Source organism: Amycolatopsis sp. NPDC114505 (genome assembly GCF_055633615.1).
In genome coordinates this window covers 1,099,223-1,124,388 of sequence record NZ_JBVKDV010000002.1, presented here as the reverse complement: position 1 = coordinate 1,124,388, position 25,166 = coordinate 1,099,223, and the positions used below count along the sequence as shown (strand labels likewise).

Sequence of the window (25,166 nt, the reverse complement as noted above, 5' to 3'; positions counted from 1 at the left end):
CGCTTCCCTCACTTGAAGACCTGCATGTCGGGGTTCAGCCCGAGCAGCGCGGACGTGTAGACGTAGTTGAAGATCCAGATCGACGCGAAGGAGATGACCACGGCCTGGTTGACCGCGCGGCCGACGCCGATCGGGCCACCTTGGGCGTTCAACCCCTTGTAGCAGCAGACGACCGAGAGGATCAGTCCGAACGCGAGGGTCTTCACGATGCTGCCCCACATGTCCGTGGTGGTCGCGTTGGACCAGAAGTTCCCGATGAAGGCCGCACCGGTCGCCCCGAAGATCGGCACGGCCGCGATGTAGCCGCCGATCACGCCGCACACCAGCGCGAACACTTCGAGCAGGCCGGTCATCAGGGTGACCGCGATGATCCGCGGCAGCACGAGGGTCCGGACGGGATCGACACCGAGGACCTCCATGGCGTCGATCTCTTCGCGGATCCGCCGCGCGCCGAGGTCGGCGGCGATGGCCGTGCCCATCACCCCGGCGACGATCATCGCGTCGATCCACGGCGCGAATTCGCGGACGCTGGCCATCAGCAAGAAGGAGCCGAGGCGGTCGGGGATGCCGAGCACGCTGTAGAGGCTGCCGCCCTGCATGCCGGGGCCGGCAAAACCGAGCGCGGTCGTGGAGATGATGACCGGCAGCCAGCAGCGGCGCAACGTCTCGAACATCAGGTCGCGGACTTCGCCCCAGTACCCGAACGGGTGGCGGATCGCGAGCCAGAGCACGCGGCCGAGCAGGTGGACGATCTCCCCGGCTTCGACCAGCGGCCGCTGCGCCCCGGCGCCCCACCGGCGCGCGGGGGCGGTTTTCGTTGCGGTCACGCCTTTTCGCCTCGCTTCCCCAGAGCGCGGCCGGTGAAGCCGGCCAGCCCACCGACGGCGACGGCGACCGCCGCGGTGGCCAGCACCTGCTGCGGCCCGACCGAGGCCGAGGTGAGGAAACTCAAGGGCAGCACCAAAACGTAGCTCCCGACCGCGGTCACGGCCCCCTGGAGGATCGGGCGGTGCGTGTCACCGGTGCGGAAACCCGCGAAGCCGAAGGCCGCGACGGCGGTGATCAGCAGGAAAAACGCACCGACCGGCGGGGCGACGGCCGCGGCGACCGGCTGCAGCAGGGCGCCGATCACCAAAACCGCGAAACCACGCCAAACACCGCGCCCGCACGCCTTGGTGTCGAGTCCCCCGGACATCGTCACGCGGGTGCCGGCCCGGGCGACCGGCCCGGCTCCTGATCGGCTCACCATTCCACCCAACTCCTTCTCCGGGCGTGACCGTGCTTGCGGTCAAACCGCATCGCGGAACTGCGATGGTCGGTAATGATGCGGCGCGCGGAACCGCGCGCGCATCACCACCCGGCGGCAAAAGGATGACTCGTTGGGGTAGCGACGGCCCGCGGTCCACCACTGGCTGTCAACGTTGTCGGCGTGCAGCCGTCCAACCGGGACTCTCTACTGTGGACGGACCGCGGGGTCGTGGTCGAGCAGGCCGTAGGCCCCGGCCAGCCCGGCGGCTTCGACCCGGTTGGCCGCGCCGATCCGGTTCAGCAACGAGGCGACCATGCGCTTGGCCGTGCGCTCGGAGACCAGCATCCGGGTGGCGATGTCCTGGGTCTCCAGGCCGCGGGCGAGCAGCGCCCACAGCCGCAGGTCCTGGGAGTCGAGCGTGTCCAGCAGCGTTTCCGGCGGCTTGCGGGTCGTGGTCAGCAGCACGTCGAGCAGCTCGCCTTCGAGGACCCGGAACCCGGCGGCCACGGTCAGCAACGGCGCGACGAGGACCTCCGGGTCCGCCGACTTCGTGAGGTAGCCGTCCGCCCCGGCGCGCAGAGCCTGCTCGGCGAGTTCCAGATCGTCCGATCCGGACAGTGCGAGCACGCGGGTGGCCGGGTGGCGCCGCTTGATCTGGCGGATCGCGGCCGCGCCGCCCAGCGGCGGCATGGCCAGGTCGACGAGCGCGAGATCGGCGCCGCAGGACTCGACCAGGGCCGGCGCCTCCTCGACGTGCGTGGTGGTTCCGCCTACCTCGAAGCGGTCGCCGGCGTTGGTCGTCAGCAGCAGCGCCAGCCCGCGGGCGAACAGCTCGTGATCGTCCACGACCACGACCACCAGGCGCCGATCCTTCACGGGCTTAGTATGGCAGGTACTTTCCGCCACCAATCCGGCCGCGGCGACAACAGTGAGTCACGAGGAGGGCCGACGTGCCGACCGTGCCGGGTGCCCTGCCGGTCGCCCGGGTGATGGTCACCGTGCGGCTCGCGGTCGCGCTGTCGATGGTCCTGCTGCTGGTCACCGGCGGCGACGACGTCCGGCGGCACCTTCCGTGGGTCATCGCGACCCTGGCCGTCGCGTCCGGCTACGCCGCCGTCGTCGCGGCGAACCCGCGCTGGGAGCTCTACACCCGGCCGGCCGCCTGGCTGCTCACCGTCCTCGACGCGACCTTCACCCTGCTCACGATCGCCATGACCGGCGCGGCGACCAGCCCGGCGGTGGCGATCCTCGTGCTCGTCGTCACCGCCGCGGCCATCCGCCTGCCCCTCGGCCCGACCATGGCCCTCGCCCTCGGGCTCGGCGTCGCCTACCTGGCCGTGGTGCTCCTGGTCGACCCGGAGTTCACGTCGTGGCGGGAACGCTGGCTCGAAGGCCTCTGGTGGACGGGCTACCTGCTGCTCACCGGCCTGCTCGGCGCGAGCCTGTCCCGGCTGGTCGAGCGCGAGCGGGAAGCCGGGATCGCCGCCCGCGTCGAGGCGATGGCCGAGCACGCCGCGGCCGCCGAGGAACGCGACCTGCGGCGGCGGCTCCTCGAGTCGTACCAGTCCCAGCAGGACGGCCTCGCTGTCCTGCTGCACGAGTTCCGCACCCCCGTGATCTCGCTCCGCGCGCTGGCCCGCGGGCTCGCCGAGGACGGCGCGCTCACCCCCGCCGACCGCGAAACGGGCAGCAGGCTGATCGCCGAGCACGCGAACCACCTCTCCGACATGCTCGACGCACTGGGCGATGTCGCGGCGAGCCGCCGCCCGGCGTTCGGCACCGGCCGGCACCGGCCGGTGGAGCTGCGGGCCCTGGTCCTGGCCTCCGCGGACGCGGCCGGACTCCAGCCACCCCGGCTGCGGTGGGACTTCGACGACGCGCTGACCGTCACCACCGACCCCCAGCGGCTCCGCCGCGTACTCACGAACCTGCTCGAGAACGCGGCCCGCCACGGTGAAGGCAAGCCCGTCGACGTCGAGGCCGAAGTCACCGCCGGGCGGCTGCGGCTGCGGGTGCTCGACCGCGGCTCCGGCGTGGACGCCGGCAACCTCGCGAAGCTGACCGGCAAGTTCACCGCGGCCGGGTCGAACCGCGGCACGGCCGGCCTCGGCCTGTGGATCGTCGAGCAGATCGTGCAGGCGCTCGGCGGCCGGGTCGGCTTCCGGAACCGCCCGGGCGGCGGCCTCGTCGCCGAGGTCGAGGTCCCGGCGGACTGAGCGGGCCGGAAGTTGGCCCTCGCGGGCCAGCCGTGGCGCGCGCGGACCATTCCGCCACTGCCCCGGACGGGTGATCCTGGCGGCCAGCGCAACCGGACACCTGGAGTGGCCATGTCCCTCACCCGAGCCATCGAGCCCCGCCGCCACCTCGGGTTCGGCGGCGGAGCCCGCACCGGGCACCGGCCGGACCCGGTCCCCCGGCAGCTCTTCCGCGACGGCAACGCGACGTTCTGGAATCCCGACGACATCCACCTCGCCGACGACGAAGCCGACTTCGCCACGCTGTCCCCCCGCGAGCGGCGCCTCACCTGCCTGTTCGTGGCGAACCTCATCTCGATCGGCGAGTCGGCGCCCCAGGACCTGCAGCCGTTCGTGACGGCGATGGCCGCCGAGAACCGGCGGGACGACGAGACGTACCTGACGCAGCTCGTGTTCGAAGAGGCGCAGCACACCCAGACGCTCCGCACGTGGTTCGAGGCGGTCGGGATGAGTGACTCCCTGCCGTGGTTCACCGAGACCGGGGACGTCCGCCGCCGGGCCTTCCTGGAAGAACTCTCCTGGTCGCTGTACGCCCTCACCGAGGACCACTCGCCCGCCGCGCAGATCCGGGCCGCGGTGACCCACAGCCACATCGTCGAAGGCTGCCTCGCCTTGACGTGCTACACCGCCGCGGCGCGGATCTGCCGGAGCCGCGCCATCTTCCCCGGCCTCGTCCGCATCGTCGAGCACATCGCGGCCGACGAACGCCGTCACATCGCCTGGGGCACGTTCACGTGCCGCCGGCACGTCGCGGCCGACGACGCGAACTGGGCGATCGTCCTGCAGCGCACGCAGGAGCTGCTGCCGCTCGTCACCGAGATGATCGGGGAAATGCTGGCGCCGTTCGGACCGGGAGCGCCGTTCGGGATCAGCATGCAGGGGCTGATGGGCTCCGCGCTGAACGACGTCGGCCGCCGCCTCGACGCGGTCTCGCAGGCGCGTGGCCGCCACCCCGAAGAGGTCGACCGCGACCACTCGCCGATGCGCCTCGAGGACGAGATCGAGCTGGCCGGAAATCGCTCAGGCGGCGAGGACGACCGCCGGACCGTGGTGGCGATCAGGCGTCCGGTGCGCCCTGCGCCGTGAACGAGCGGCAATCCTGAAGCGGCCCAGCCGGCCGGTGCGTTCAGCACGTCATCCCTTCGATGACATCCCTCTTGTCATCACTTGGATGACGTGTTAGAACAGTAGTGCGTGTTGACACCTGAGATCAACGAATCCGGAGGTGGACCCGATGTTGATGCGCACTGACCCCTTCCGCGAGCTGGACCGCTTCGCGCAGCAGGTCTTCGGCACTCGCGCACCCGGCACCTGGTCGAGGCCGGCCGCGATGCCCATGGACGCCTACCGCGCCGGCGACGAGTTCGTCGTCTGCTTCGACCTGCCCGGCATCGCTCCCGACGCCATCGAGCTCGACGTCGAACGCAACGTCCTCACCGTCAAGGCGGAACGCCGCCCCGCACCCACCGGTGACGACGTCCAGATGCAGGTCTCCGAACGGCCGCTCGGGGTGTATTCCCGCCAGCTGTTCCTCGGCGACACCCTCGACACCGACCACATCGCCGCGAACTACGACGCCGGCGTCCTGACCCTGCGCATCCCGATCGCCGAGAAGGCCAAGCCCCGGCGCATCGAGATCGCCGGCGCCACCACCGACCGGAAGGAAATCCAGGCCTGACGGCCTCGCTGCCGCGCGGGACCGGCAACCCCGAGCCGGTCCCGCGCGGTCAGCTGTCCCAGAAAGGCAGCTCCACCCGTGACCGCATCGCTGTACATCCCGACCGGCCACCCCCACCCGGCCTTCACCGCGCTGCAGACCTACCTCGCCGACGTGACCACCGCCCTCGGCGTCGGTCTCGAATCCTGCACCGTCGACCACGACAGCCCGGTTTCCGCTTACGTCGCCCTCGACGAACACCTGCCCGGCTACCCGGGTCGCGACGTCGCCCTGCTGTGGGACGAAGTCCACGGCTGGGCCGCCGCCATCGAGACCCACTCCGGCGAAGACCTCATCGTCCTTCGCTATCTCGGCGGCACCACCGTTACCCCGGTGCCCGAGGAAATCACCCGGTTCTTGACGGCGCTGCGCGAGGACGATCACCGCATCGGCCGCCTCGACCCGCCCGTCATCCGCGCCGCCGGCACCCTCACCGAACTGCGGGCCGTCCTCTCCGAGAGGAGAACGGCGTGACCTCCCCGGTTCTGCCGCTGCCGGTCGGTTTCGCCCTCGCCGTCCGCGGATACGACCGTGCGCAGGTCGACGAACACCTCGCCGACCTGCACGACGAAATCCGGCTTCTGACTGTCGACCGCGACGCCGCGGTCGCCGAAGCCGAAACCCTGGCCCGGCTCCTCGAGAGCACTCGCGCCGAGGCGGGTGACCTGCGGGCTCGCCTCGACCGCGTCGTCCGCGCCCCAGCCGACCCGGCGGCCGTCGGCGACCGTGTCCAGCGCATGCTCGAACTCGCCCGCGCCGAGGCCGACACGATCGTCGCCACCGCACGCGAACGCGCCGAGGCCATCCTGCGGCACGCCACGACGGCGGAGCGGCGTACCGCGGCCCGCCTGCGAGCGATCGATGCCTACCTCGCCCGCGCCGAGCACATCCTCGCCGAGGAGCCGGGACCCGCGGTCCGCGGGGAAAGCCTCGCCGCCGCCTGACATCCATCTCGGAGAACGACATGAGCAAGTCCGCGCACGAGGCGGCGGAGAGGATCCTCGCGGCAGCCGCCGAAATCGGTGCCACACGGCAAGAAGTCCTGCTGGTGACCCGGGCGGTGCACGCGATCAAGAAAGGCCGCTCGACCGACGTCGCGCTCACCGACACCGAACAACACCGGCGCCGGAAGCTGGCCCACATCGTCGGCACGCAGATGTGGGACCCGTACCTCGACGCCGACGCCGTACTCGCCGCCGTCACGGGAACTAACCCGCCGGTGGCCCGGGAGCCTCGGTCACCGGCGCTGCTCAGCTAGCCGCCCCAATGGCCTTGGCCCGCCAGGAAGATCGCGGGCCGCGAGGGGAACCGCTCCACCCTCAAAAGACGAACTGCTGACCTCCGTCGATGTCGTACGTCGCGCCGGTCAGGGCCGTGTTGGTCATCAGGTGGACCGCCAGCGCGGCGACGTCGGCGGGGCCCACCACGCGGCCGATCGGCAGCTTGGCGCGCAGCTCGGCCCGGCGGTCCTCCAGCTTGTCGCCGAGCAACGTCGCCGACAGCGGCGTGTCGACGAACCCGGCGGCGATCAGGTTGACGCGCACCGGCGCGACCTCCAGAGCCAAGGCCGCGGTGAACGGCGGCAGCGCCGCGGTCGCGGCCGAGACGATGCCCAAGCCGTGCCCGACGCGGCGGCCGCCGGTGCCGCCCATCAGCAGCAGCGCGCCACCGGGCCGCATCCTCGGGACGGCGTGGCGGGCGATTTCGAGCGAGACGACGATGTGGTCGCTGACCGCTGTCCGGACGTCCTCGGCGCTCATCTCCAGCAACGGCCCGTAGTGCGGCCCGCCCGCGGTGATCAGCACGTGGTCGATCACACCCGGCAGACCGGCGAAGAACCGCGCCACCGCGGCCGGCTCGGAGGCGTCGAACGCGGCCGTGCCGCGCGCGCCGAGTGCTTCCGCGGCGCGGTCGAGCTTGGCGGGGTCGCGGCCGGTGAGGACGACCTCGGCGCCTTCGGCCCGCGCCAGCCGCGCGGTCTCGAACCCGATGCCGGCGCTGCCGCCGATCAGCACGACCGTCTGCCCGTCCAGGTCCTTCATTCCGGCAGCTCCGATCCGGCGTGCTCGGCGACCATGTACCGCGCGTACCAGTCCGGCCAGTCCGGATCTTCGGCTCCGGTGCGCTTTTCGTGCTCGCCGTGGGCGGCCGCCGCGCGCCGGAGTGCGCCCGCCAGGTCGCTCGCGGTCGCGAACGACGTGTCGGTGGCGTCGACGCGGCCAGGCAGCCGCGCGGTGATTTCCTGCAGCAGCCAGGTGTTGCCGTCGGGGTCGGCGAACGTCGCCCGCGAGCGGTAGGTGCGGTGCTCGGGATCCGGCCCCGGCACCGGGCCGTCGGGGCCGATGTGGAAGATTTCGCCCACGTCGGCGCCGGCAGCGACCAGCGCGGCGCGGGCGGCGACGATGTCGGACACGACCAGGTAGCCCTTGCCCGACCCCGGCGCGGCCGTGGTCAGGGTCGCGCCGAACTGGACCGAGCACGGTGAGCCGTGCGGGGTGAACTGCACGACGCCCGGCGGTGTCACGTCCAGCCGCCAGCCGAGGCTCGCGTAGAACGCTTTCGCGCGTTCGACGTCCGACACCGGTACGACGACCACCTCGAGCTTGACGTCGATGGAATCGATTCCCATCACGGCCTCCCTGGCTGGCGCCAAGTCACCGTAGCGCTTCACGGTGGCGAGCGATGTCACCCGATCGCCGGGTCTTGCCGGCGCGAACGGCTCACCGGCCGGCCGGGTCGACCGGCGCCGCCGCCCCGTCGAAGACCGCGTCGCGCAGTTGACGCCGCGAGCTGATCGCGAGCTTGCCGAAAACCTTGCGCAGGTGCCATTCCACGGTGCGCGGGCTGAGGAAGAGCCGCGAGCCGATCTCGGGGTTCGACAGTCCTTCGCGCGCGAGGCGGGCGATCTGGAACTCCTGCGGGGTCAGCTCCTCGGCGGCTCCGGCGGTGCGTTTGCGCGCCGTCTCACCGGTGGCCAGCAGCTCGCGGCGCGCGCGTTCGGCGAAGGCTTCGAGGCCCATCTCCGAGGTCGAGACGTGCGCGGTGCGCAGGTGCTCGCGAGCGTCGACACGGCGTCCTTCGCGCCGGAGCCACTCGCCGAACAGCAGGTGGGCCCGGGCCAGCTCGACCCGCAACGGCGTCCCGGCGAGCAGCGCGACCGATTCGGCGTAGCACTCGCCCGGTGTGAAGCCCGCCAACGCTCGCAGACGGGCTTCGAGGGCTCGGTTCCACACCGTCGGGGTGGCCCGCGCCCGTTCCGACATCCGCTCCAGCGCCGCGGTGACGAGGTCGGCGTCGCCGGTGCGCGAGGCGGCCTCCGCCAGTTCCGCCGTCGCCAGGGCCTGGTGGCCGACCGTGTCGTGCTCGAACACCCGGTAGGCCGCGTCCCGGGCGGCTTCATGGCGGCCGAGGCCGTTGGCGAGCACGGCCTGCGCGTAGTCGGCGAACCGCACGACCCGGCCCTGGCCCCGCTCGGCCGCCGCCGCGGCGGCGGCCGTGATCTCCGCGGAGGCGTCCCTGCCGCGCAAGGCGGCGAGCAGGACAGCGCTGTACCCGACGGGACGGCCCCCGGTGACCTCGGCGAGCAGGCGATCCTCGTCGACGAGTGCCTGTGCCGCCGGCAGATCGCCCGCCAGCAGCTCGTGGTTGCCGAGGAAGTTGAGGGCGAACTGCAGCTGGACGAGCGCGCCGGTGTCGCGCGCCAGCCGCACTTGACGCTCGGCGAACGCACGCCCGGCGGCGTAGTCCAGCACCTCGGTCGCCAGGGTGCCGCCGGCCCGGTTGCCCAGCAGCCACAGCACGCGGCCGGTGTTCTCGCCATCGGTGTCCAGCGTCCGGACGGCGTCGATCGCCTTGGTCATCAGCGGGGCCGCGGCCGCGTAGCCGTCGGTGAAGCGGGTGACGAGCGCGTCGAGCACGAGGTCGACGACGGTCGGGGGCGATTCGGCCGCGGGGGCCGCACGCGCCTGCTTCGCGGCTTCGGTCCCGGATCCCGCCCAGACCGCGGCGCCCAGCGCTTCCAGGTACGTTTCGCGAGCCCGGGCCCCGTCGAGCCGTCCGGCGGCGCGCAGGAGCAACTCCGCCGCGTCGCCGCCTCTGCGCTGGTCGAACGCGATCTGCCCGCGCAGCCGTTCGACCTCGGCGTCCCGCGCGGAGTCCGGTGGACCGGCTTCGGCCGCTCCCAGCAGGTCCAACGCCGCTTCGAGCGCGCCCGCGCCACGTTTCGCCCGGGCGGCCGCGAGCTCCCGCCGGGCCCGCAGCGCCGGATCGGGGGTGAGCGTGGCGGCCTGGTCCAGCAGCGCCGCCGCGGCGCCGAGCCCCCCTCGCGCCTGAGCACGACCGGCCGACCGCTCCAGCTCGGCCGCGACGTCTTCGTCCGGGGCGACGGTCGCCTGCGCGCGGTGCCACGCCCGCCGATCCGGATCGAGCGCCGGGTCGGTGACCGCCGCGAGCGCCCGGTGCACTTCCTGCCGCTCTCGGACCGAGGCGGACCGGTAGACGGCCGAGCGCACCAGCGGATGCCGGAACCGGATCCGCGGCCCGAACTCGATCAGCCCGGTCGACTCGGCGGCGGCAGCCGGGTCCGCGCCCAAGCCGAGCTCCCCGGCCGCGCGCCAGAGCACCGTGGCGTCTCCCAGCGGCTCCGCCGCCGCGGCCAGCAGCAGCTTCCTGGTGCTCACCGGCAGTGGCGCGAGCTGCTGCAGGAAGCAGCGCTCGAGGCGGTCGGCCAGCGCATCGCCGTCCGGCCGGAACAGGCCGTCGGTGTGCTCGGCGGCGGTCCAGAACCGGGGCAGCTCCACCAGAGCGAGCGGGTTGCCGTGCGTTTCGGCGATGATCCGGTCGCGCACGCGGCCGTCCAGCGGCCCTTTGAGCACCGAGTCCAGCAGAGCGCCGGCCGCCGCAGCTTCGATGCCGCGGACAGCCAGCTCCGGCAGGCCGGCCAGATCGAGCTCCTCCGCGGGCTCGCGCACGGCGACGACCAGAGCGATCGGCTCGGCCAGCAGCCGCCGCGCGACGAACGCGAAGACCTGCGCGGACACGCGATCCAGCCACTGCGCGTCGTCGACCAGGCACACCAGGGGCCGGTCCTCGGCGACTTCCCCGAGCAAGGTCAGCACCGCCAGGCCGACCAGGAACCGGTCCGGCGGGTCGCCCGCGGTCAAGCCGAACGCCGTGCCGAGCGCGGCCAGCTGCGGCGCGGGCAGGTGCTCGAGCCGGCCGAGGAACGGCGCGCAAAGCTGCTGCAGGCCGGCGTAGGGCAGCTCCCGCTCCGACTCGACACCGGCCGTCCGCGCCACCCGGCAGCCGGTCGCCCGCGCCGCGACCCGGTCCAGCAGAGCGGTCTTGCCGATCCCCGCCTCGCCGCGCAGCACCAGTACCCGGCTGTGCCCGGCCCGCGCGGCGGCGAGGACGCCGTCGAGCGCGGCGAGCTCGTCGCCGCGGCCGACCAGCTCCGGATCCGACATGAACCGGACCCTAGCGCGCCCCCGGGTCCCGGGCCCGGGACGGACCAGGGTGTCTCACGGGGGCGAACGGGCCCGCTCCGGGGCGAATGTGGTGGCAGCGGCGAAACCCGCCGTCCCACGAAGAAGGAGTTCCGATCATGGACATGAAGCTCGAAGTCGTGGTCCTGCCCGTCACCGACGTCGACCGGACCAAGCACTTCTACAAGACCCTCGGCTGGCGCGAAGACGCCGACATCGCCTTCGGCACCTCCCGGATCGTGCAGCTGACCCCGCCGGGGTCCGCCACCTCGGTCCACTTCGGCACCGGCATCACCGACGCCACTCCGGGCTCGGTCCGCAGCACCTACCTCGTCGTCGACGACGTCGAAGCGGCCCGCAAGGAGCTCGCCGGCCACGGCGTCGAGGTCAGCGAGGTGTTCCACCGCGACGACACCGGCGCGTTCGCCCCGGGCGTGCATCCCGACCGCGGCACCTACTCCTCGTTCGCCTCCTTCAGCGACCCCGACGGCAACACCTGGCTGCTGCAGGAGATCACCAGCCGCTTCCCGGGCCGCGTCGACGGCGTGACCTACGGCTCGACGCAGAAGCTCGAGACGGCGCTGCGCGAAGCCGCGGCCGCGCACGGCGAACACGAGAAGGAAACCGGGGAGTACGACGAGCAATGGCCGGTCTGGTACGCCGAGTACATGGCCCGGCACCAGGACGCCTGAGCCCATCCGGCGGTGCGCGGGGCGACCCGCGCACCGGATCCTCGACATGAAGGCCAGCTCTTCGAAAGAAGGAATCATGGCTCAACGCGATTTCGACGCCATCGTCCTCGGCGGTGGCGCACCGGGTGAACACACCGCGGCCGCGATCGCCGCGGGCGGCCTGCGGGTCGCCGTCGTCGAGCGGGAGCTGCTCGGCGGCGAATGCTCCTACTGGGCGTGCATCCCGTCCAAAACCCTGCTGCGGCCCGGCGAAGCACTCGCCGCCGCCCGCGACGTCCCGGGTGCCCGCGAGGCGGTCACCGGTCAGGCCGACGCCGCCGCGGCGTTCGCCTGGCGTGACTTCATGGTGTCGTCCTACGACGACGCGGGCGCCGAGAAGTGGGCCCGCGACACCGGCATCGAGGTGCTGCGCGGCGAAGGCAAGCTCGCCGGGCCGCACACCGTCGCCGTCGGCGGAAAGGAGTACACCGCCGACCACATCGTCGTCGCGACCGGCTCCGCGCCGGTCATCCCGCCGGTGCCCGGTCTGCGCGACCTGCCCGGGCTGTGGACGAACCGGGAAGCCACCGGCGCCACCGAAGTCCCCCGCCGGCTCCTCGTCCTCGGGGCCGGGCCGACGGGAGTCGAGCTGTCCCAGGCGTTCGCCCGCCTCGGCGCCGACGTCACGCTCGTCGACGGCGCCGACCACGTCCTCCCCCGCGAACCCCGGGCACTCGGCGAAGCCGTCGGAGAAGCACTGCGCGCGGACGGCATCACCCTGCACCTCGGGCAGCACGCGAGCGCGGCCCGGCTCGACAGCGACGAGTACGTGCTCGACTTCCCCAACGGCACGCGGCTGCGCGCCGAACGGCTCCTCGTCGCCACCGGACGACGTCCCCGCGTCGAAGGCATCGGGCTGGAGACCGTCGGCGTCGAGGCGAACCCACACGGGATCCCGGTCGACGACCGCATGAACGCGGGCGAGGGCCTGTGGGCCGTCGGCGACGTCACCGGGCAGTGGAACCTGACCCACGTCGGCGAGTACCAGGGCCGGGTCGTGGCCGCGAACATCCTCGGCCGGCCCGCTTCCGTGAACTACGACGCGATCCCCCGCGTGGTGTTCACCGACCCGCAGGCCGCGGCCGTCGGCGCCGCCGAAGGCGCCTTCACCGCGACGGTGCAGCTCTCCGGAGTCCCGCGCACCTCGACCTACACCCGCGCCTACGACACGCGCCCCGGCTTCCTCACCGTCTTCTCCGACGGCGAACGGCTGACCGGCGCGTACGCGGCCGGCCCCGAGGCCGGCGAGTGGCTGCAGCAGGCCACTCTCGCGATCCGCGCCCGCGTCCCGCTGGCCGTGCTGCTCGACGTCGTCCAGCCGTTCCCGACCTTCTCCGAAGCCTTCCTGCACGTCCTGCGCGATCTCGACCGCCAGGTCCACCCCCTGATCGGAGCCCCGTGATGTCCTACCGTGCGTTCGAAGTGACCGGGACACGCCAGTTCACCCTGGTCGAACGCGAAATCCGCGACCCGCTGCCCGGTGAGGTGCGCCTGCGCGTCGAGTCCTGCGGGGTCTGCCACAGCGACACCCTCGCGGTCGAAGGCCTGCGTGCCGACCCGTCGGCGCCGGTCGTGCCGGGCCACGAGATCGTCGGCGTGATCGAGGCCGTCGGCCCGGGCGTGACGGCCTGGGCCGCCGGTGACCACGTCGGCGTGGGCTACCTCAACGGCCACTGCGGGCAGTGCGACAACTGCCGCCGCGGCGACTTCGTCAACTGCACCGACCAGCCCTGGACCGGCACCACCACCGACGGCGGCTACGCCGAAGTCGCCTACGCTCGCGCCACCGGCCTGGTCCGCATCCCCGCCGGCGCGCAGCCGCTCGACGTGGCACCGCTGCTGTGCGCCGGGCTCACCGTGTACCGCGCGCTGCTCACCGCCGACGCCCGGCCGGGCTCCCTGGTAGCGGTGCAAGGCATCGGCGGCCTCGGCCACCTCGGCATCCAGTACGCCAAGACGCTCGGCTACCGCGTCGCGGCGATCGCCCGCGGCACCGGCAAAGCCGAACTGGCCGCCGAACTCGGCGCCGACGAGTACCTCGACAGCACCGCGACCGATCCCGGCCAGGCGCTGACGAGGCTGGGCGGAGCGGCGGCGATCGTCGCGACGGCGTCCAGCGGCGCGTCGATGTCCTCGCTCGTGGCCGGGCTCGGTACTCGCGGGCAGCTGCTCGTCGTCGGCGCGGCCCCCGACCCGATCGAGATCCGCACCCCCGACCTGATCTTCGGAACGCGTTCGGTGACCGGCGCGCTCACCGGTTCCTCGATCGAGAACGAGGACAGTCTCCGGCTTGCCCACGACCGCGGAATCCGCAGCCGCAACGAGATCATGCCACTGTCCGAGGCACCGAAGGCCTACGAGCGGATGATGTCCGGCGACGCCCGGTTCCGCGTCGTCCTCGACGCCCGGGAATGAACCAGCCGATTTCCGCGAGCCGGTGACGGCGGCAGGCATCAGGCCGGCGCCGTCACCCGCGGGAACGGTTCGGGTCGACCGTCAGGGTTTGCGTGCCACGACACCGGCGATGAGCCGCTGGGCGGAGTTGAGCGGTTTCAGGTTCGGCCCGTCCGACCACCAGTTCGCCAGCAGCACAACCCCCGGCTCCACCGGCACCAGCCCGGGCAGCAGCTCCTCGATCTCCGCCTCGGTGCGCGCGGTGGCGCCGCCGAGCGAGCCGCGGGCGATAGCTTCCTCGAAGGCCGCCATCGTGTCGTGATCGCCGCCTTCGCCAGGGTCGAACAGGTGCGAAATGGCGACATAGGAACCCGACGGGAGCGCCTCGACGTACTCCCGCATGATTTCGGCCGGCCGGTGCCGGTCGCCCTTGTAGTGGTGCAGCGTGGCGACGAACATCAGGGCGATCGGGCGCGACCAGTCGAGGTGCTCCCGCACGACGTCGTCCTGCAGGATCGTCTTCGGTTCGAAGATGTCGCCGGCCACGAACCGGGTCCGGTCGTTCTCCACCAGCAGCGCTTGGCCGTGCGCGACCACGACCGGGTCGTTGTCGACGTAGACGACCTTGGCCTGCTTGTCGACGCGCTGGACGACCTGGTGCACGTTCTCCGTCGTCGGCAGCCCCGACCCGCAGTCGAGGTACTGATCGATCCCGGCCCGCTCGGCGAGGAAACGGCACACCCGGATGAGGTACCGCCGGTTCTCCAGCGCCAGGTCCGCGACCTCGGGCATGACCTGCTGCAGCCGCGCCAGCTCGTCCCGGTCGACCTGGTAGTGGTCTTTCCCACCGAGCACGAAGTCGTACATGCGGGCAATGCTGGCCCGGCCCGGATCGACCCCGACCGGCGTGTTCGGGCCGGCTCCTGCCTCCGATGCCACGATCATCTCCCTTGCTCACGCTGCCGAGGTCGAACCGAGCGTAGCCGGACTACTCTGTTCCGTGAAGGCAGGCTCGGTCACGGCCGAGGTCCTCGTACGGTTCCGCCGGTTGTGCGAAGGGTTTCGGCCTGTCGGCCGGTGAGCGAGTGTCCGCGGTCGCAGACGGCCCGGTCGGCGTAGTCGATCACGGCCGCTTCACCCCGCCGAGGTATGTCCACTCAGGACACCTTAGGTTCCGGATCGGTGGTGCGGGTATTCCGGTGAACGGTGCTGGAAGGACAGGATCGCCGGGTTCCGGATCGTGCCGTCCCGGATTTCCCCGGCCCGCCGCACGGTTTCGTTCTCGTCCCATGCGGACTGTCCGGAAAGGACCGTCCGCAGGTGGGGCAGCAGGGCCTCGCTGATCTCCCAGGTCGCCGAGTTCCACAGGTAGGACGGGCTGTGGTCGACGGCGTAGTAGGTGACGCCGTCGCCGATCGGGACGGTCGGCCGGGCGAACGTCGTGGGCCGGGCCCAGCTGAAGCCCATGCCTTCGTCGCAGGAGACGTCGACGATGAGGCTCCCCGGTGCGAAGGCGGCGAGATCTTCCTCGATGAGGAACGTCAGCGGCGCGCCGGTGTCCTGCAGCACGCAGTTGACGACGATGTCGTGCTCGGCGAGGAACCCGGCCAGCGGTACCCGGCCGTTGCCGGTGATCGCGTGGCTGCGGCGGAGGTCTCCCGGGTTGTTCGCGTCGTGGTCGATGTGCACCATCGTCGCCGAGTGGATCGGTGAGCCGACCGCGCTGAGGCCGCGCGCGGTGAGGACGTCGACGTCGTGGATCCCGTGGGCGTTCAGCGCGGTCACCGAACCGCGCGCCGTCGCGCCGAAGCCGATCACCACGGCCCGCAGGCGGCGGCCGTAGTCGCCGGTCGAGCCGATCAGCTGCAGGGCGTGCAGCACCGAGCAGTAGCCGGCCAGTTCGTTGTTCTTGTGGAAGACGTGCAGGCCGAACGAGCCGTCGCGCCGCCAATGGTTCATCGCCTCGAAGGCGATGACCGTCAGCTTCCGGTCGATGGCCTGCTGGGTCAGCTCCGTGTCCTGCACGCAGTGCGGCCAGCCCCACAGCACCTGGCCGGGCCGCAGCTCGGCGACGTCCTCCCGAAGCGGCTTGGCGAGCAGGATGACGTCGCACCCGGCGATCAGCTCCTCGCGCGTGCGCAGCCCCGCGACGGCGGCCGCCAGTCGTTCGTCGGGCACGCCGAAGGGTTCGCCGTAGCCGTGTTCGAGGTAGATCCTCTTCCGGAGATCGGCGTCGATCCGGTCCAGGTGATGGGGGTGGATCGGCAACCGCCGTTCGTTCTCTTTCCGTGAACGCGCGATGACGCCGAGACTGAGCTGGTGCACGGTGGCCCCTTTGCTAGAAGCCAGTCTTAGCACACTCAGCGACGCCGTCGTGCACGCTGGGTGGTGTCCGAGAGCATTTCGTGCGAGCGCGCCTGCTCGCCGCGCAGACCGAGGGTGACGTACCGCTGCCCGCCTGAGCCACGTCACCTGCCGGCGGTCGGTCTCTGTCCTCAAAGGACGCTTCCGTGGAGACCACCCCACCTGGCCACGGACCCCGGCACCTGAACCCGGACTGACTCCACCGAGGCGAACCGTCCGCTTCTGCCGCAAGTCCGTCAGCCACCCCGGGAACGGTGTCCGTCCGATGCCGCGGGCGATCCGGATCCGGCGTGGACCGCCGGCCGGGTGGCCGGATCGAGCGTGCCCGCCAGCCGCTGAAGTCGTTCGTCGTCCGGGCTGCCCGGCTCGGCGGTGTAGACGATGAGCACGGGCCCGGGCGCGCCCGGCATCGGGTAGGCGTCCCAGTCCAGGCTCAGCTCTCCGACCAGCGGGTGATCGACGCGCATCCGGCCGCGGGTCGTGTCCTCGACGTCGTGGCGAGCCCACAGCGCCGCGAACTCCGCACTGCGCGCCGCCAGCTCACCCACCAGCTCCACCGCGCGCGGGTGCCCCGGCTCGGTGGCGACCTGCGTCCGCAGCATGGCCGTCAGCTCGGCGACCGTGCCCGACCGTTCCGGGCAGGCCTGGTCGGCCTCGGGGTGCAGCAACATCGCCAGCAGGTTCCGCTCGGCCCGCGGCAGCTCGGTGAACGCGCCCAGCAACGCACCGGCCAGCGGGTTCCAGGCCAGCACGTCCAGGAAGCGCCCGACGACCAGGGCGGGCGAGGTCGTCGCGGCCAGCAGCCGCAGCGTGGTCGCCGGCACCTCCTCCGGCGCATACGCCTGCGCGGGCCGGTTCGGGGTGCGCGCGGCGACGGCGAGGCTGTGCAGGTGCCGGGTCTCCTCGGCGGAGAAGCCCAGCGCCCCGGCGATGGCGTCGAGGACCTGGTCGGACGGCCGCACGTCGCGCCCCTGCTCCATGCGCTGGTAGTAGTCCGAGCTCACCCCGGCCAGCAGGGCCAGCTCCTCGCGGCGCAGCCCGGCGACACGCCGCCGGGGGCCCGGCTCCAAGCCGACGTCCTGCGGCCGCACCCGGGTCCGCCGGGTCCGCAGGAACTCGGCCAGCGCGCGGCGAGGGTCATCGGTCACCGGCCCAGTATGCCCGGGACGTGCCCGGCGAGGGTGGGTCCGGCAGACCCAGGACAACGCGAACGACCGTGATTCCGCGGGCACGCCCCAAGATCGGTGGCACACCAGCCGATCACGGGAGGAAACACCAAATGAAGGCCGCACAGATCACCAGCTTCGGAGCACCGGACGTCCTGCGCGTCACCGAAACCGACCGCCCCTCCCCCGGCGCCGGCGAGGTCCTGGTGTCGGTCGAGGCGTCCAGCGTCAACGGACACGACGCGATCGTCCGCGCCGGCGGGCTGAAGATGGTGTCGGGCCGGACGTTCCCGATCGGGGTCGGCCTGGACTTCGCCGGTGTCGTCGTCACGACCGGCTCCGACGTCGAGAGCTACCAGGCCGGGGACCGGGTGTGGGGCATGGTGCACCCCCGGAAACGGCACACCGTCGCCGGGGCAGCCGAGTACGTCGTGGTTCCCGCCGACCGCATCAGCTCCGCACCGGTGGGCGTTTCGGCGGTCGAGGCGGCATCACTGGTCGTCGCGGGCAGCACCGCGCTGCTCGCACTGCGCGACAGTGTCCGGCTGACCGAGGGCGAGCGGGTCCTGGTCCGCGGCGCGGCCGGTGGCGTGGGCACCGCCGCGGTGCAGCTGGCCCACGCGATGGGCGGCCACGTCACCGCGCTGGCCCGCGACCGCCACGCCGCGGTCCTGCGTGAGCTGGGAGCCGACGAGGTCCTCGACTACGGCACCACCACCTCGGAGGAGATCGGGCCGTTCGACGTCATCGTCGACACGGTCGGCACCGAGCTGCACTGCTACCGCGGCAGGCTGGCCAAGGGCGGCCGGATGGTCACCGTCGGGCTCTCGGCTCCCGCACTGGCCGCGATCGCGGCGTCGAGCATCCACGGCTCCCGGCGCATCCGCACGTTCAGCGCCAACCCCGGTTCCGCCGCACTGGACGAGCTGGCCGACCACGTCACGGCCGGCGCGCTCCGCCCGGCGGTGCACCGCGTGTACCCGCTGGCCGACATCGCCACCGCGCACGAGGCCTTCGAACGCGGCGGTGTGCTGGGCAAGCACGTGCTCGCCATCTCCGGCTGAGGCATCGAACGGGGCTGCGCGCTCATGCCGATGAGCGGGCGTCGGTCTTCGTGGTTACGACCTCGGACAGGGAAGCGGCAGTCAGCCGCACCAGGGCGGTTCATCCCGATAAGCTCCCATCTCATGACGAGCCGGGTGGGCGACATCATCATCGACTGCAACGATCCCGAGCTGCTCGCCGTTTTCTGGTGCGAGGTACTGGGCTACCGAGTCTTCGCTCGCGATGAAACCGGTGTGGCGATCCGAGGAGCGACGACCAGCCCGGAGATCCTGTTCATCCGTACCGGCGAGCCGAAAACGACAAAGAACCGCATGCATTTCGATATCTGCCCCACCGATCGCGGACAGGATGAGGAACTTGCGCGGCTGCTCGATCTCGGCGCCCAGCGGTCGAGCATCACCGGCAGCGGTTCTTGGGTGGTCTTGGAGGATCCGGAAGGCAACGAGTTCTGCCTGATGCCCAACCGGATCCCAGCCGAACCGGCATCCTTCCATGACCCGTAGTGCCGGTCCTCGCCACGCTTCCCTTGGAACATGCCAGGGCCTCCGCGCGTCGAGGATCCGTTTCCTCGCGTCCCGAAAGGTGCGTCCGGTACCCGGCCACAGCCTTCTGGCGATCGCGCGGCCGGCTGTCGCGCGGTCAGGAACCTCCGACTGCCTGCTCGTACGTTTGAATGGGCAAGGTGGACGGACTGGTCGGCACGACCGGAGGCGCTGTTGCGGGTGCCGTTGGGGGCGCCGGCTGAGGTGGCGGTGGCGGTGCGGGGTGCTCGCGGGCGAGCAGGCCCTTGCCGAGCACCGCGAGGGCAGCGAGGAACGCGACGTTGAATGCGGTACCCCAGTCGAACTTGGTGATGTCGAATACTCCGGCCGCGAACGATCCGGCGAACGACCCCAAGAACGTCTTCACAAGGCGCAGCAGCAGGTCCGGCCAGAAGCCCAGACTCGTGATTCTCCCGAGGTACTGCACCGCCGTGAGGAAGACGGATGCCACCGCCGCGCTGATGCCGAGCGTGACGGCGTACTTCCACGGCAGGCCCGCGACCGGGGCGCCACCGGCGAGAAGGGTTGCGACGAACACCTGCCCGGCCGACCAGCCGGCCCGCTCCAGGAAGTCGAGAAACACGGCTCGCATCCTGGACCCCGTCGATGCCATCGCTCCATCTCCTTTCAAAGAAAGATCTGCGGAACGGCCCCCGGCTCGGGCACCCGAAATGTCGGACCGTGACCAGTAGCTCGGTCGCGGAAGCGATTTCGTTACAAGAATGCCGAACACCGGGGAAGACGGCCGGCGCCCCGTCACCGCGAGCGCATCCTGAACCGATGAGAGACCGGTCTTCTTGCCGGTGTTCAGCCCGAGCTCGGCCAGCGGGGGAGGGTGCGCCATGGCGGCCTCCGGAGTCGCTGAATGCGTGACGAGCCCAGCAAATCGCGCCGGGGGTGCCACCACCGCTGGCGAACGCCCCCGGCACCGGGGTCCTCGGTCACCACCGGGTGGGACCATCGGCTCTGCCGCTCGCGTGGACCTGGCGGTGAGACTGCGCCGCATGGGAGCCGGCGATCGACGTGAACCGCCTCCTGACGACACTGGGCGCGATCGCCGTGGCAGCGCTCTTCGCGGCTACGCGGCTAGCGAAGCTGAAATACCGGGCCGAGACCGATGAGCGTCCCTGATCCGGCCCCGCTGGGCCCGGCCCGCTGCCGCGCGTTGCTCGCCTCACCCCGGACTGGAGCGTGATCGTCAGCGGGATCGCCATCCTCACGACCGACGTCGAGACCGTGGCCGCACAGCTGGGTGCCGGCCTGCGCTCATGGGCTCCCCCACCGCGCGATCGGCTGCTGCGGAGCAGCCTCGACCGGGTCGACCGCCGCCGGCTCGCCCGTCTGCCGGACGCGGACGACTCGACGGAATCGGGGCCACCATGACACCGCGGAAGCCGCGCTTTACCGGCCGCTAACCCTCCGCTGGCACAACGAAACCCGACAGGACGGGGAGCCCGCACCCGGGCATCATGGCGGCCATGCCGCACCGCGTCCTGCTCGCCGACGACGACCGCGCGATCCGCGAGTCGCTCGTCCGGGCCCTCGACCTCGAGGGCTACCACGTCACCGAAGTGACCGACGGCGTCGACGCACTGGCCACGGCCCGGCGCGACGACTTCGACGTGCTGATCCTCGACGTCATGATGCCCGGCGTCGACGGCCTCGGCGTCTGCCGCGTGCTGCGCGCCGAAGGCGACCCCACCCCGATCCTCATGCTCACCGCCCGCGTCGAAACCCCTGATCGGGTGGCGGGCCTGGACGCCGGGGCCGACGACTACCTGCCCAAGCCGTTCGAGCTCGACGAACTCCTCGCCCGGCTGCGAGCCCTGCTGCGCCGCACTGCACCCGAACCGGAGGCCCGGCGCACCCTCCGGCTCGGCGAGCTCGCGGTCGACCCGGCCGCCCGGCGGGTGTGGTGGCAGGGCACCGAGATCACCCTCTCCAAGACCGAGTTCGACCTGCTGGAACTGCTCGTGCGCAACGCCGGGATCGTGCTCGACCGCAGCACGATCTACCAGCGCATCTGGGGCTACGAGTTCGGCTCCGACTCCAAGAACCTCGCCGTCTACATCGGCTACCTCCGGCGCAAGCTGGAGCAGGCCGGCGCGGCGGACCTGATCCACACCGTCCGCGGCATCGGCTACTCGGTGCGCCCGGCATGAACCTGCGCAGCAAGCTCGCCATCGCGTTCGCCGGCGTCGGCGCGGCCGCGGCGATCCTCGTCGGCGTGCTCAGCTACCAGGCCGCCTCCCAGCGGATCGACGCCGAGCTCGACCGCTCCCTGCTCACGACGTCGGCGGAGGTCGCGGCCGGCGCGACGCAGGTCCTGGCGCCGAGCCCGGTCACCCGCGGCCCCGATGACGACGACCACGACGAAGCCCAGCCCATGGTCGCCCAGTCGATCACCCCGGACGGCACCGTCCGCCCGATCGGCGGCCGCCCGGTCCACCTCGACGTCGCCGACGCCGACCGCGCGCTCGCCGCGACCGGCTCGCTCGGCGACCACCGCTACTGGGACTTCACCGCCGGCCGCGACGACTACCGGGTGATCACCGTGGCGCTCGGGCCCGGCCGTGGCGCCGTCCAGCTCGCCCTCGACGTCGACGAGTCCCGGCACGTGCTCAGCGAACTGGCCACCCGCATCACCGGCGTGAGCGCCCTGGTCCTGCTCGGCGCAGCCCTGGCCGGCTGGCTGCTGGCGCGGCAGATCACCCGGCGGCTGGTCCGGCTGACCGACGTCACCGAGCAGGTCAGCGACGGCCGCCTCGACGACGTCGCCGTGCCCACCGACGGCCGCGACGAGGTCGGCAGGCTCGCGACCTCGTTCGACCGGATGCTCGCCCGGCTCGCCGACGCCCGCGCCGACCAGGACCGCCTGGTCCAGGACGCCGCCCACGAACTGCGGACCCCGCTGACCAGCCTGCGCACCAACGCCAGCGTCCTGCGCCGGTTCTCCGAGCTCAGCCCCGAGTCGCGCACGCGTCTGCTCGACGACGTCGACGGCGAAGCCCGCGAGCTGACCCATCTCATCGACGAGCTCGTCGAACTGGCCACCCGCCGCTATGAAGCCGAAGAACCGGCGCCGGTGGAGCTGGGCGAGACCGTCGAACGCGCGGCCGACCGTGTCCGGCGCCGGTCGGGGCGCGCCATCACCGTCGAGGCGGACGCGTCAACGGTGCGCGGCCAGGCGAAAGCGCTGGAACGCGCCGTCTCGAACCTCCTGGAAAACGCCGTCAAGTTCGCGCCCGACGGCCCGATCGAGGTCGTCGTCCGCGACGGGCGCGTGCAGGTGCTCGACCGCGGCCCGGGCATCGGCGACGACGACGCGGTCCGTGTGTTCGACCGCTTCCACCGCGCGGACGGCGCCCGCGGCCTGCCCGGCTCCGGCCTCGGCCTGGCCATCGTGCGGGACATCGCCCTCGCCCACGGCGGCACCGTGTTCGCCGAGCCGCGCCCCGGCGGTGGCGCGGTGGTCGGGTTCACGGTCGGAGCGGATCTTCTCTTACCGAACTCTCACCCTGGTCACGTCGACGGCTAACCGGGCTCGGGAAGGGTGGATTCCGTAGCGATCACCCGAGGAGCCCGATGTCCGCCACTCTCGCCGCCCGCCCGGTGGCCCGGCCCGCCGTCCGCCTGTGGTGGCGGGACGCCGCGGGCCTGACGGCCTGGCTGAGCGTCCTGTTCGTGGTCGCGCTCTGGGTGTCCGGCCGCGGCCTGCAAGGCCTCGGCACCGACTTCTTCACCTCGACCGGGCGGCTGACCGGGCTGCTGTCGGCGGACCTCCTGCTGCTGCAGGTGCTGCTGATGGCGCGTATCCCCTGGGTCGAGCGCAGCTACGGCCAGGACGAGCTGGCCCGCCGGCACCGGCTCGTCGGGTTCACCTCGATCACGCTGCTCGCCGCGCACCTCGTGCTCATCACCCTCGGCTACGCGGCGACCGACCGCTCCGGCGTCCTGGCCGAGGCGTGGGCGCTGGTGACGACCTACCCGGGCATGCTCCTGGCGACCGCCGGCACGGCCGCCCTGATCATGGTCGCCGTGACGTCGGTGCGCGCGGCCCGGCGGCGGTTGCGCTACGAGTCCTGGCACCTGCTGCACCTCTACGCCTACCTCGGCGCCGGGCTCGCCCTGCCGCACCAGCTGTGGACCGGCGCCGACTTCACCGCCTCCCCGGTCGCCACCGCGTTCTGGTGGACCGCCTACGCCTCGGCCGCGGGCGCCGTGCTCGTGTTCCGCGTCGGGCGGCCGGTGTGGCTCAACCTCCGGCACCGCCTGGTCGTCGAGCAGGTCGTGCCCGAAGGCCGCGGCGTCGTCTCGGTGTACCTGGGCGGCCGCGACCTCGACCGCCTGCCCGTAGCGGCGGGCCAGTTCTTCGTCTGGCGGTTCGCCTCCGGACCGGGCTGGACCCGCGGAAAACCGTTCTCGCTCTCGGCCGCCCCGGACGGGCACCGGCTGCGGATCACCGCGAAGGACCTCGGCGAGGGCAGCCGCCGGCTCGCCACCCTGCGCCCCGGCACGCCCGCGCTGTTCGAAGGGCCGTACGGCCGCCTGACCGGAACCGTCCGAAAAGGACGGAAGCTCGCGCTGTTCGCCTCCGGGATCGGGATCACGCCCCTGCGCGCGCTGCTGGACGAACTCCCCTACCAACCGGGGCACGCCGTGTTGTTCCAGCGCGCCGGCCGCCCCGCGGACCTGCTGTTCCGCCGGGAGCTGGAAGACCTCGCCGCCCGCCGCGGGATCCGGATCCACTACCTGCTCGGCCGGCGCTCGCGCGACCGCGCGTCGTGGCTGCCCGCCGGGTACGCCCCGGTGCCCGACGAGCAGGTGCTGCGCCACCTCGTGCCCGACATCGCCGACCACGACGTCTACGTGTGCGGCCCCGACGCCTGGACCGCCGCCGTGCTCGACAGCGCACGCGCCGCCGGCGTCCCCGCCGACCGCGTCCACGCCGAGCGGTTCGCCTGGTAGGAAAGGACTTCCGATGCGCAGGATCGCCATCACCCTCGCCGCGACCGTGTCCGTCGTCGTGCTGCTGTTCAGCTACCGCACCAGCACCGACGAGACCCCGGTCGCCGCCGGACGGCCGCTCGGCGGCACCCAGCCGTCCCGCACGACCAGCCCACCCGCCTCCGGTACGTCGTCGGCCGCTCCGTCCGGAGGCACCGGGACGTTCACCGGAGAGGCCGCCGACACCCGCTACGGCCCGGTCCAAGTGCAGATCACCGTCGCGGGCGGCAAGATCACCGGAGCCCAGGCCATCGACTACCCGCAGGAAAGCGGCCGTGACGTCCGGATCAACTCCGAAGCCGTACCGGAGCTGAACCAGGAGACGCTGCAGGCCCAGAGCGCCCAGATCGACACGGTCAGCGGCGCCACCTACACCTCCGAGGGCTACCAGCAGTCGCTGCAGTCCGCGATCGACCAGGCCCACGGGTGACCACCACGCACCGGCACCGGCGGTCCTGGACCCGGCCGGTCATGGGGACGGAGGCCAGCCTCCACCTGCGCGGCCCGCGCATCGACTCCGACCCCGCGATCGAGCCGGCGGTGTCGGCAGTGTTCGGGCACCTGCGCAGCGCCGACGAGCTGTTCAGCACCTACCGGTCCGACAGCCAGGTGAGCGCACTCCGCCGAGGTGACCTTCCGCGGGAGGAGTGGCACCCCTGGCTCACCGAAGTCGTGGCGCTCTGCGAAGAAGCACGGGACCTGACGGACGGCTACTTCGACGCGGACCTGCCCGGCGGTTTCGACCCGTCCGGGCTGGTGAAGGGCTGGGCGGCCGAGCGCGCCGCCGCTCACCTCGCGGGCCTGCGCGCGTTCGACCACTACCTCAACGTCGGCGGCGACCTCACCGGCCGGGTCGGCGTCACAAGTGCCCCACCGTGGCGAGTCGCCGTCGAAGACCCCACCGACAAGAGCGCTTTCCTGGCGATTCTCGATCTCCGGTCCGGCAGCGTCGCGACGTCCGGGTCGGCCGCGCGCGGCCCGCACATCGTCGACCCGCACACCGGCCTTCACCCGCGCGAACTGCTCGCCGTGACCATCACCGGCCCGTCCCTGCTGTGGTCCGACGTCTTGGCCACGGCCGCGTTCGCCCGTGGCGGCGCGGACATTGCCGAGTGGGTGTCGACGCGCGCACCGGGTTACCGCGTCGCCTCTCTCGCCCGTGCTCCCTGAGCGCAGCACGTCCCCGATCCACG

27 protein-coding genes are annotated in these 25,166 nt (G+C 72.2%); 17 read left to right on the top strand and 10 right to left on the bottom strand.

The features are described from left to right. Window positions 1–8: 8 nt before the first annotated feature. The 3 genes from ACZ7OU_RS23360 to ACZ7OU_RS23350 all read right to left on the bottom strand — a co-directional run bounded on the left by ACZ7OU_RS23360 (window position 9) and on the right by ACZ7OU_RS23350 (window position 2,125). Window positions 9–827, bottom strand: a complete 819-nt coding sequence (locus ACZ7OU_RS23360) for an MlaE family ABC transporter permease (protein WP_470256675.1) — start codon at window positions 825–827, stop codon at window positions 9–11. After that, a complete protein-coding gene (locus ACZ7OU_RS23355) occupies window positions 824–1,249 on the bottom strand; it encodes a hypothetical protein (protein WP_470256674.1) in 426 nt (141 codons plus the stop codon). The genes ACZ7OU_RS23360 and ACZ7OU_RS23355 overlap by 4 nt, the downstream gene beginning before the upstream one ends. A 204-nt stretch (window positions 1,250–1,453) precedes the next feature. Further along, a complete protein-coding gene (locus ACZ7OU_RS23350) occupies window positions 1,454–2,125 on the bottom strand; it encodes a response regulator (RefSeq protein WP_470256673.1) in 672 nt (223 codons plus the stop codon). A 74-nt stretch (window positions 2,126–2,199) separates the two neighbouring features. Between ACZ7OU_RS23350 and ACZ7OU_RS23345 the strand changes: the two genes are divergently transcribed. The 6 genes from ACZ7OU_RS23345 (at window position 2,200) to ACZ7OU_RS23320 (ending at window position 6,479) form a co-directional block, all read left to right on the top strand. Then, window positions 2,200–3,465: a sensor histidine kinase gene (locus tag ACZ7OU_RS23345; RefSeq protein ID WP_470256672.1), complete on the top strand. Its 1,266-nt coding sequence runs from the start codon at window positions 2,200–2,202 to the stop codon at window positions 3,463–3,465. Between the two features lie 111 nt (window positions 3,466–3,576). Then, complete coding sequence (locus ACZ7OU_RS23340; RefSeq protein WP_470237988.1) at window positions 3,577–4,590, top strand: R2-like ligand-binding oxidase; 1,014 nt, start codon at window positions 3,577–3,579, stop codon at window positions 4,588–4,590. Between the two features lie 148 nt (window positions 4,591–4,738). Continuing rightward, on the top strand, window positions 4,739–5,182 hold the full coding sequence (locus ACZ7OU_RS23335; RefSeq protein ID WP_470256671.1) for an Hsp20/alpha crystallin family protein: 444 nt from the start codon (window positions 4,739–4,741) through the stop codon (window positions 5,180–5,182). Window positions 5,183–5,260: 78 nt separating this feature from the next. Next, window positions 5,261–5,695, top strand: coding sequence for a DUF6292 family protein (locus ACZ7OU_RS23330; RefSeq protein WP_470256670.1), 435 nt, complete (start codon window positions 5,261–5,263; stop codon window positions 5,693–5,695). Continuing rightward, window positions 5,692–6,165 (top strand): DivIVA domain-containing protein, encoded by a 474-nt coding sequence (locus ACZ7OU_RS23325; RefSeq protein WP_470256669.1) that lies wholly within the window; start codon window positions 5,692–5,694, stop codon window positions 6,163–6,165. The genes ACZ7OU_RS23330 and ACZ7OU_RS23325 overlap by 4 nt, the downstream gene beginning before the upstream one ends. 20 nt (window positions 6,166–6,185) lie before the next feature. Then, a complete protein-coding gene (locus tag ACZ7OU_RS23320; RefSeq protein ID WP_470256668.1) occupies window positions 6,186–6,479 on the top strand; it encodes a hypothetical protein in 294 nt (97 codons plus the stop codon). A 61-nt stretch (window positions 6,480–6,540) separates the two neighbouring features. Here ACZ7OU_RS23320 and ACZ7OU_RS23315 read toward each other — a convergent pair whose 3' ends face one another. The 3 genes from ACZ7OU_RS23315 to ACZ7OU_RS23305 form a co-directional block, all read right to left on the bottom strand. Further along, complete coding sequence (locus ACZ7OU_RS23315) at window positions 6,541–7,263, bottom strand: SDR family NAD(P)-dependent oxidoreductase (protein ID WP_470256667.1); 723 nt, start codon at window positions 7,261–7,263, stop codon at window positions 6,541–6,543. After that, on the bottom strand, window positions 7,260–7,850 hold the full coding sequence (locus ACZ7OU_RS23310) for a VOC family protein (protein WP_470256666.1): 591 nt from the start codon (window positions 7,848–7,850) through the stop codon (window positions 7,260–7,262). The genes ACZ7OU_RS23315 and ACZ7OU_RS23310 overlap by 4 nt, the downstream gene beginning before the upstream one ends. A gap of 91 nt (window positions 7,851–7,941) precedes the next feature. After that, complete coding sequence (locus tag ACZ7OU_RS23305; protein WP_470256665.1) at window positions 7,942–10,686, bottom strand: helix-turn-helix transcriptional regulator; 2,745 nt, start codon at window positions 10,684–10,686, stop codon at window positions 7,942–7,944. A 137-nt stretch (window positions 10,687–10,823) separates the two neighbouring features. Between ACZ7OU_RS23305 and ACZ7OU_RS23300 the strand changes: the two genes are divergently transcribed. The 3 genes from ACZ7OU_RS23300 (at window position 10,824) to ACZ7OU_RS23290 (ending at window position 13,850) form a co-directional block, all read left to right on the top strand. Next, entirely contained in the window at window positions 10,824–11,396 is a 573-nt protein-coding gene (locus tag ACZ7OU_RS23300) for a VOC family protein (protein WP_470256664.1), read from the top strand. 76 nt (window positions 11,397–11,472) lie between these two features. Beyond that, window positions 11,473–12,837 carry a dihydrolipoyl dehydrogenase family protein gene (locus ACZ7OU_RS23295; RefSeq protein ID WP_470256663.1) on the top strand — a complete coding sequence of 455 codons (1,365 nt, stop codon included), beginning with the start codon at window positions 11,473–11,475 and terminating at the stop codon, window positions 12,835–12,837. Window positions 12,838–12,857: 20 nt separating this feature from the next. Then, complete coding sequence (locus ACZ7OU_RS23290) at window positions 12,858–13,850, top strand: alcohol dehydrogenase catalytic domain-containing protein (RefSeq protein ID WP_470256662.1); 993 nt, start codon at window positions 12,858–12,860, stop codon at window positions 13,848–13,850. A gap of 81 nt (window positions 13,851–13,931) precedes the next feature. Here ACZ7OU_RS23290 and ACZ7OU_RS23285 read toward each other — a convergent pair whose 3' ends face one another. The 3 genes from ACZ7OU_RS23285 to ACZ7OU_RS23275 all read right to left on the bottom strand — a co-directional run bounded on the left by ACZ7OU_RS23285 (window position 13,932) and on the right by ACZ7OU_RS23275 (window position 17,341). Then, window positions 13,932–14,774, bottom strand: a complete 843-nt coding sequence (locus ACZ7OU_RS23285) for an SAM-dependent methyltransferase (protein WP_470256661.1) — start codon at window positions 14,772–14,774, stop codon at window positions 13,932–13,934. Between the two features lie 222 nt (window positions 14,775–14,996). Further along, window positions 14,997–16,154: a N(5)-(carboxyethyl)ornithine synthase gene (locus ACZ7OU_RS23280; protein WP_470256660.1), complete on the bottom strand. Its 1,158-nt coding sequence runs from the start codon at window positions 16,152–16,154 to the stop codon at window positions 14,997–14,999. A 275-nt stretch (window positions 16,155–16,429) separates the two neighbouring features. Next, complete coding sequence (locus tag ACZ7OU_RS23275) at window positions 16,430–17,341, bottom strand: helix-turn-helix transcriptional regulator (RefSeq protein WP_470256659.1); 912 nt, start codon at window positions 17,339–17,341, stop codon at window positions 16,430–16,432. Between the two features lie 131 nt (window positions 17,342–17,472). Between ACZ7OU_RS23275 and ACZ7OU_RS23270 the strand changes: the two genes are divergently transcribed. Next, window positions 17,473–18,423, top strand: a complete 951-nt coding sequence (locus tag ACZ7OU_RS23270) for an NADP-dependent oxidoreductase (RefSeq protein WP_470256658.1) — start codon at window positions 17,473–17,475, stop codon at window positions 18,421–18,423. 123 nt (window positions 18,424–18,546) lie between these two features. Beyond that, window positions 18,547–18,927, top strand: coding sequence for a VOC family protein (locus ACZ7OU_RS23265; RefSeq protein WP_470256657.1), 381 nt, complete (start codon window positions 18,547–18,549; stop codon window positions 18,925–18,927). 136 nt (window positions 18,928–19,063) lie between these two features. On the opposite strand, the gene ACZ7OU_RS23260 is transcribed toward ACZ7OU_RS23265, so the two are convergent. Continuing rightward, window positions 19,064–19,549 (bottom strand): hypothetical protein, encoded by a 486-nt coding sequence (locus ACZ7OU_RS23260; RefSeq protein ID WP_470256656.1) that lies wholly within the window; start codon window positions 19,547–19,549, stop codon window positions 19,064–19,066. Window positions 19,550–20,157: 608 nt separating this feature from the next. Between ACZ7OU_RS23260 and ACZ7OU_RS23255 the strand changes: the two genes are divergently transcribed. The 6 genes from ACZ7OU_RS23255 to ACZ7OU_RS23230 all read left to right on the top strand — a co-directional run bounded on the left by ACZ7OU_RS23255 (window position 20,158) and on the right by ACZ7OU_RS23230 (window position 25,143). Further along, window positions 20,158–20,349, top strand: coding sequence for a hypothetical protein (locus ACZ7OU_RS23255; RefSeq protein ID WP_470256655.1), 192 nt, complete (start codon window positions 20,158–20,160; stop codon window positions 20,347–20,349). An 86-nt stretch (window positions 20,350–20,435) separates the two neighbouring features. Continuing rightward, window positions 20,436–21,128, top strand: a complete 693-nt coding sequence (locus tag ACZ7OU_RS23250) for a response regulator transcription factor (protein ID WP_470256654.1) — start codon at window positions 20,436–20,438, stop codon at window positions 21,126–21,128. Next, window positions 21,125–22,504, top strand: coding sequence for a HAMP domain-containing sensor histidine kinase (locus ACZ7OU_RS23245; protein ID WP_470256653.1), 1,380 nt, complete (start codon window positions 21,125–21,127; stop codon window positions 22,502–22,504). The genes ACZ7OU_RS23250 and ACZ7OU_RS23245 overlap by 4 nt, the downstream gene beginning before the upstream one ends. A 47-nt stretch (window positions 22,505–22,551) precedes the next feature. Further along, window positions 22,552–23,934 (top strand): ferredoxin reductase family protein, encoded by a 1,383-nt coding sequence (locus ACZ7OU_RS23240; protein ID WP_470256652.1) that lies wholly within the window; start codon window positions 22,552–22,554, stop codon window positions 23,932–23,934. 13 nt (window positions 23,935–23,947) lie between these two features. Then, window positions 23,948–24,403, top strand: coding sequence for an FMN-binding protein (locus ACZ7OU_RS23235; protein ID WP_470256651.1), 456 nt, complete (start codon window positions 23,948–23,950; stop codon window positions 24,401–24,403). Continuing rightward, window positions 24,400–25,143: an FAD:protein FMN transferase gene (locus ACZ7OU_RS23230; protein WP_470256650.1), complete on the top strand. Its 744-nt coding sequence runs from the start codon at window positions 24,400–24,402 to the stop codon at window positions 25,141–25,143. The genes ACZ7OU_RS23235 and ACZ7OU_RS23230 overlap by 4 nt, the downstream gene beginning before the upstream one ends. Window positions 25,144–25,166 lie beyond the last annotated feature (23 nt).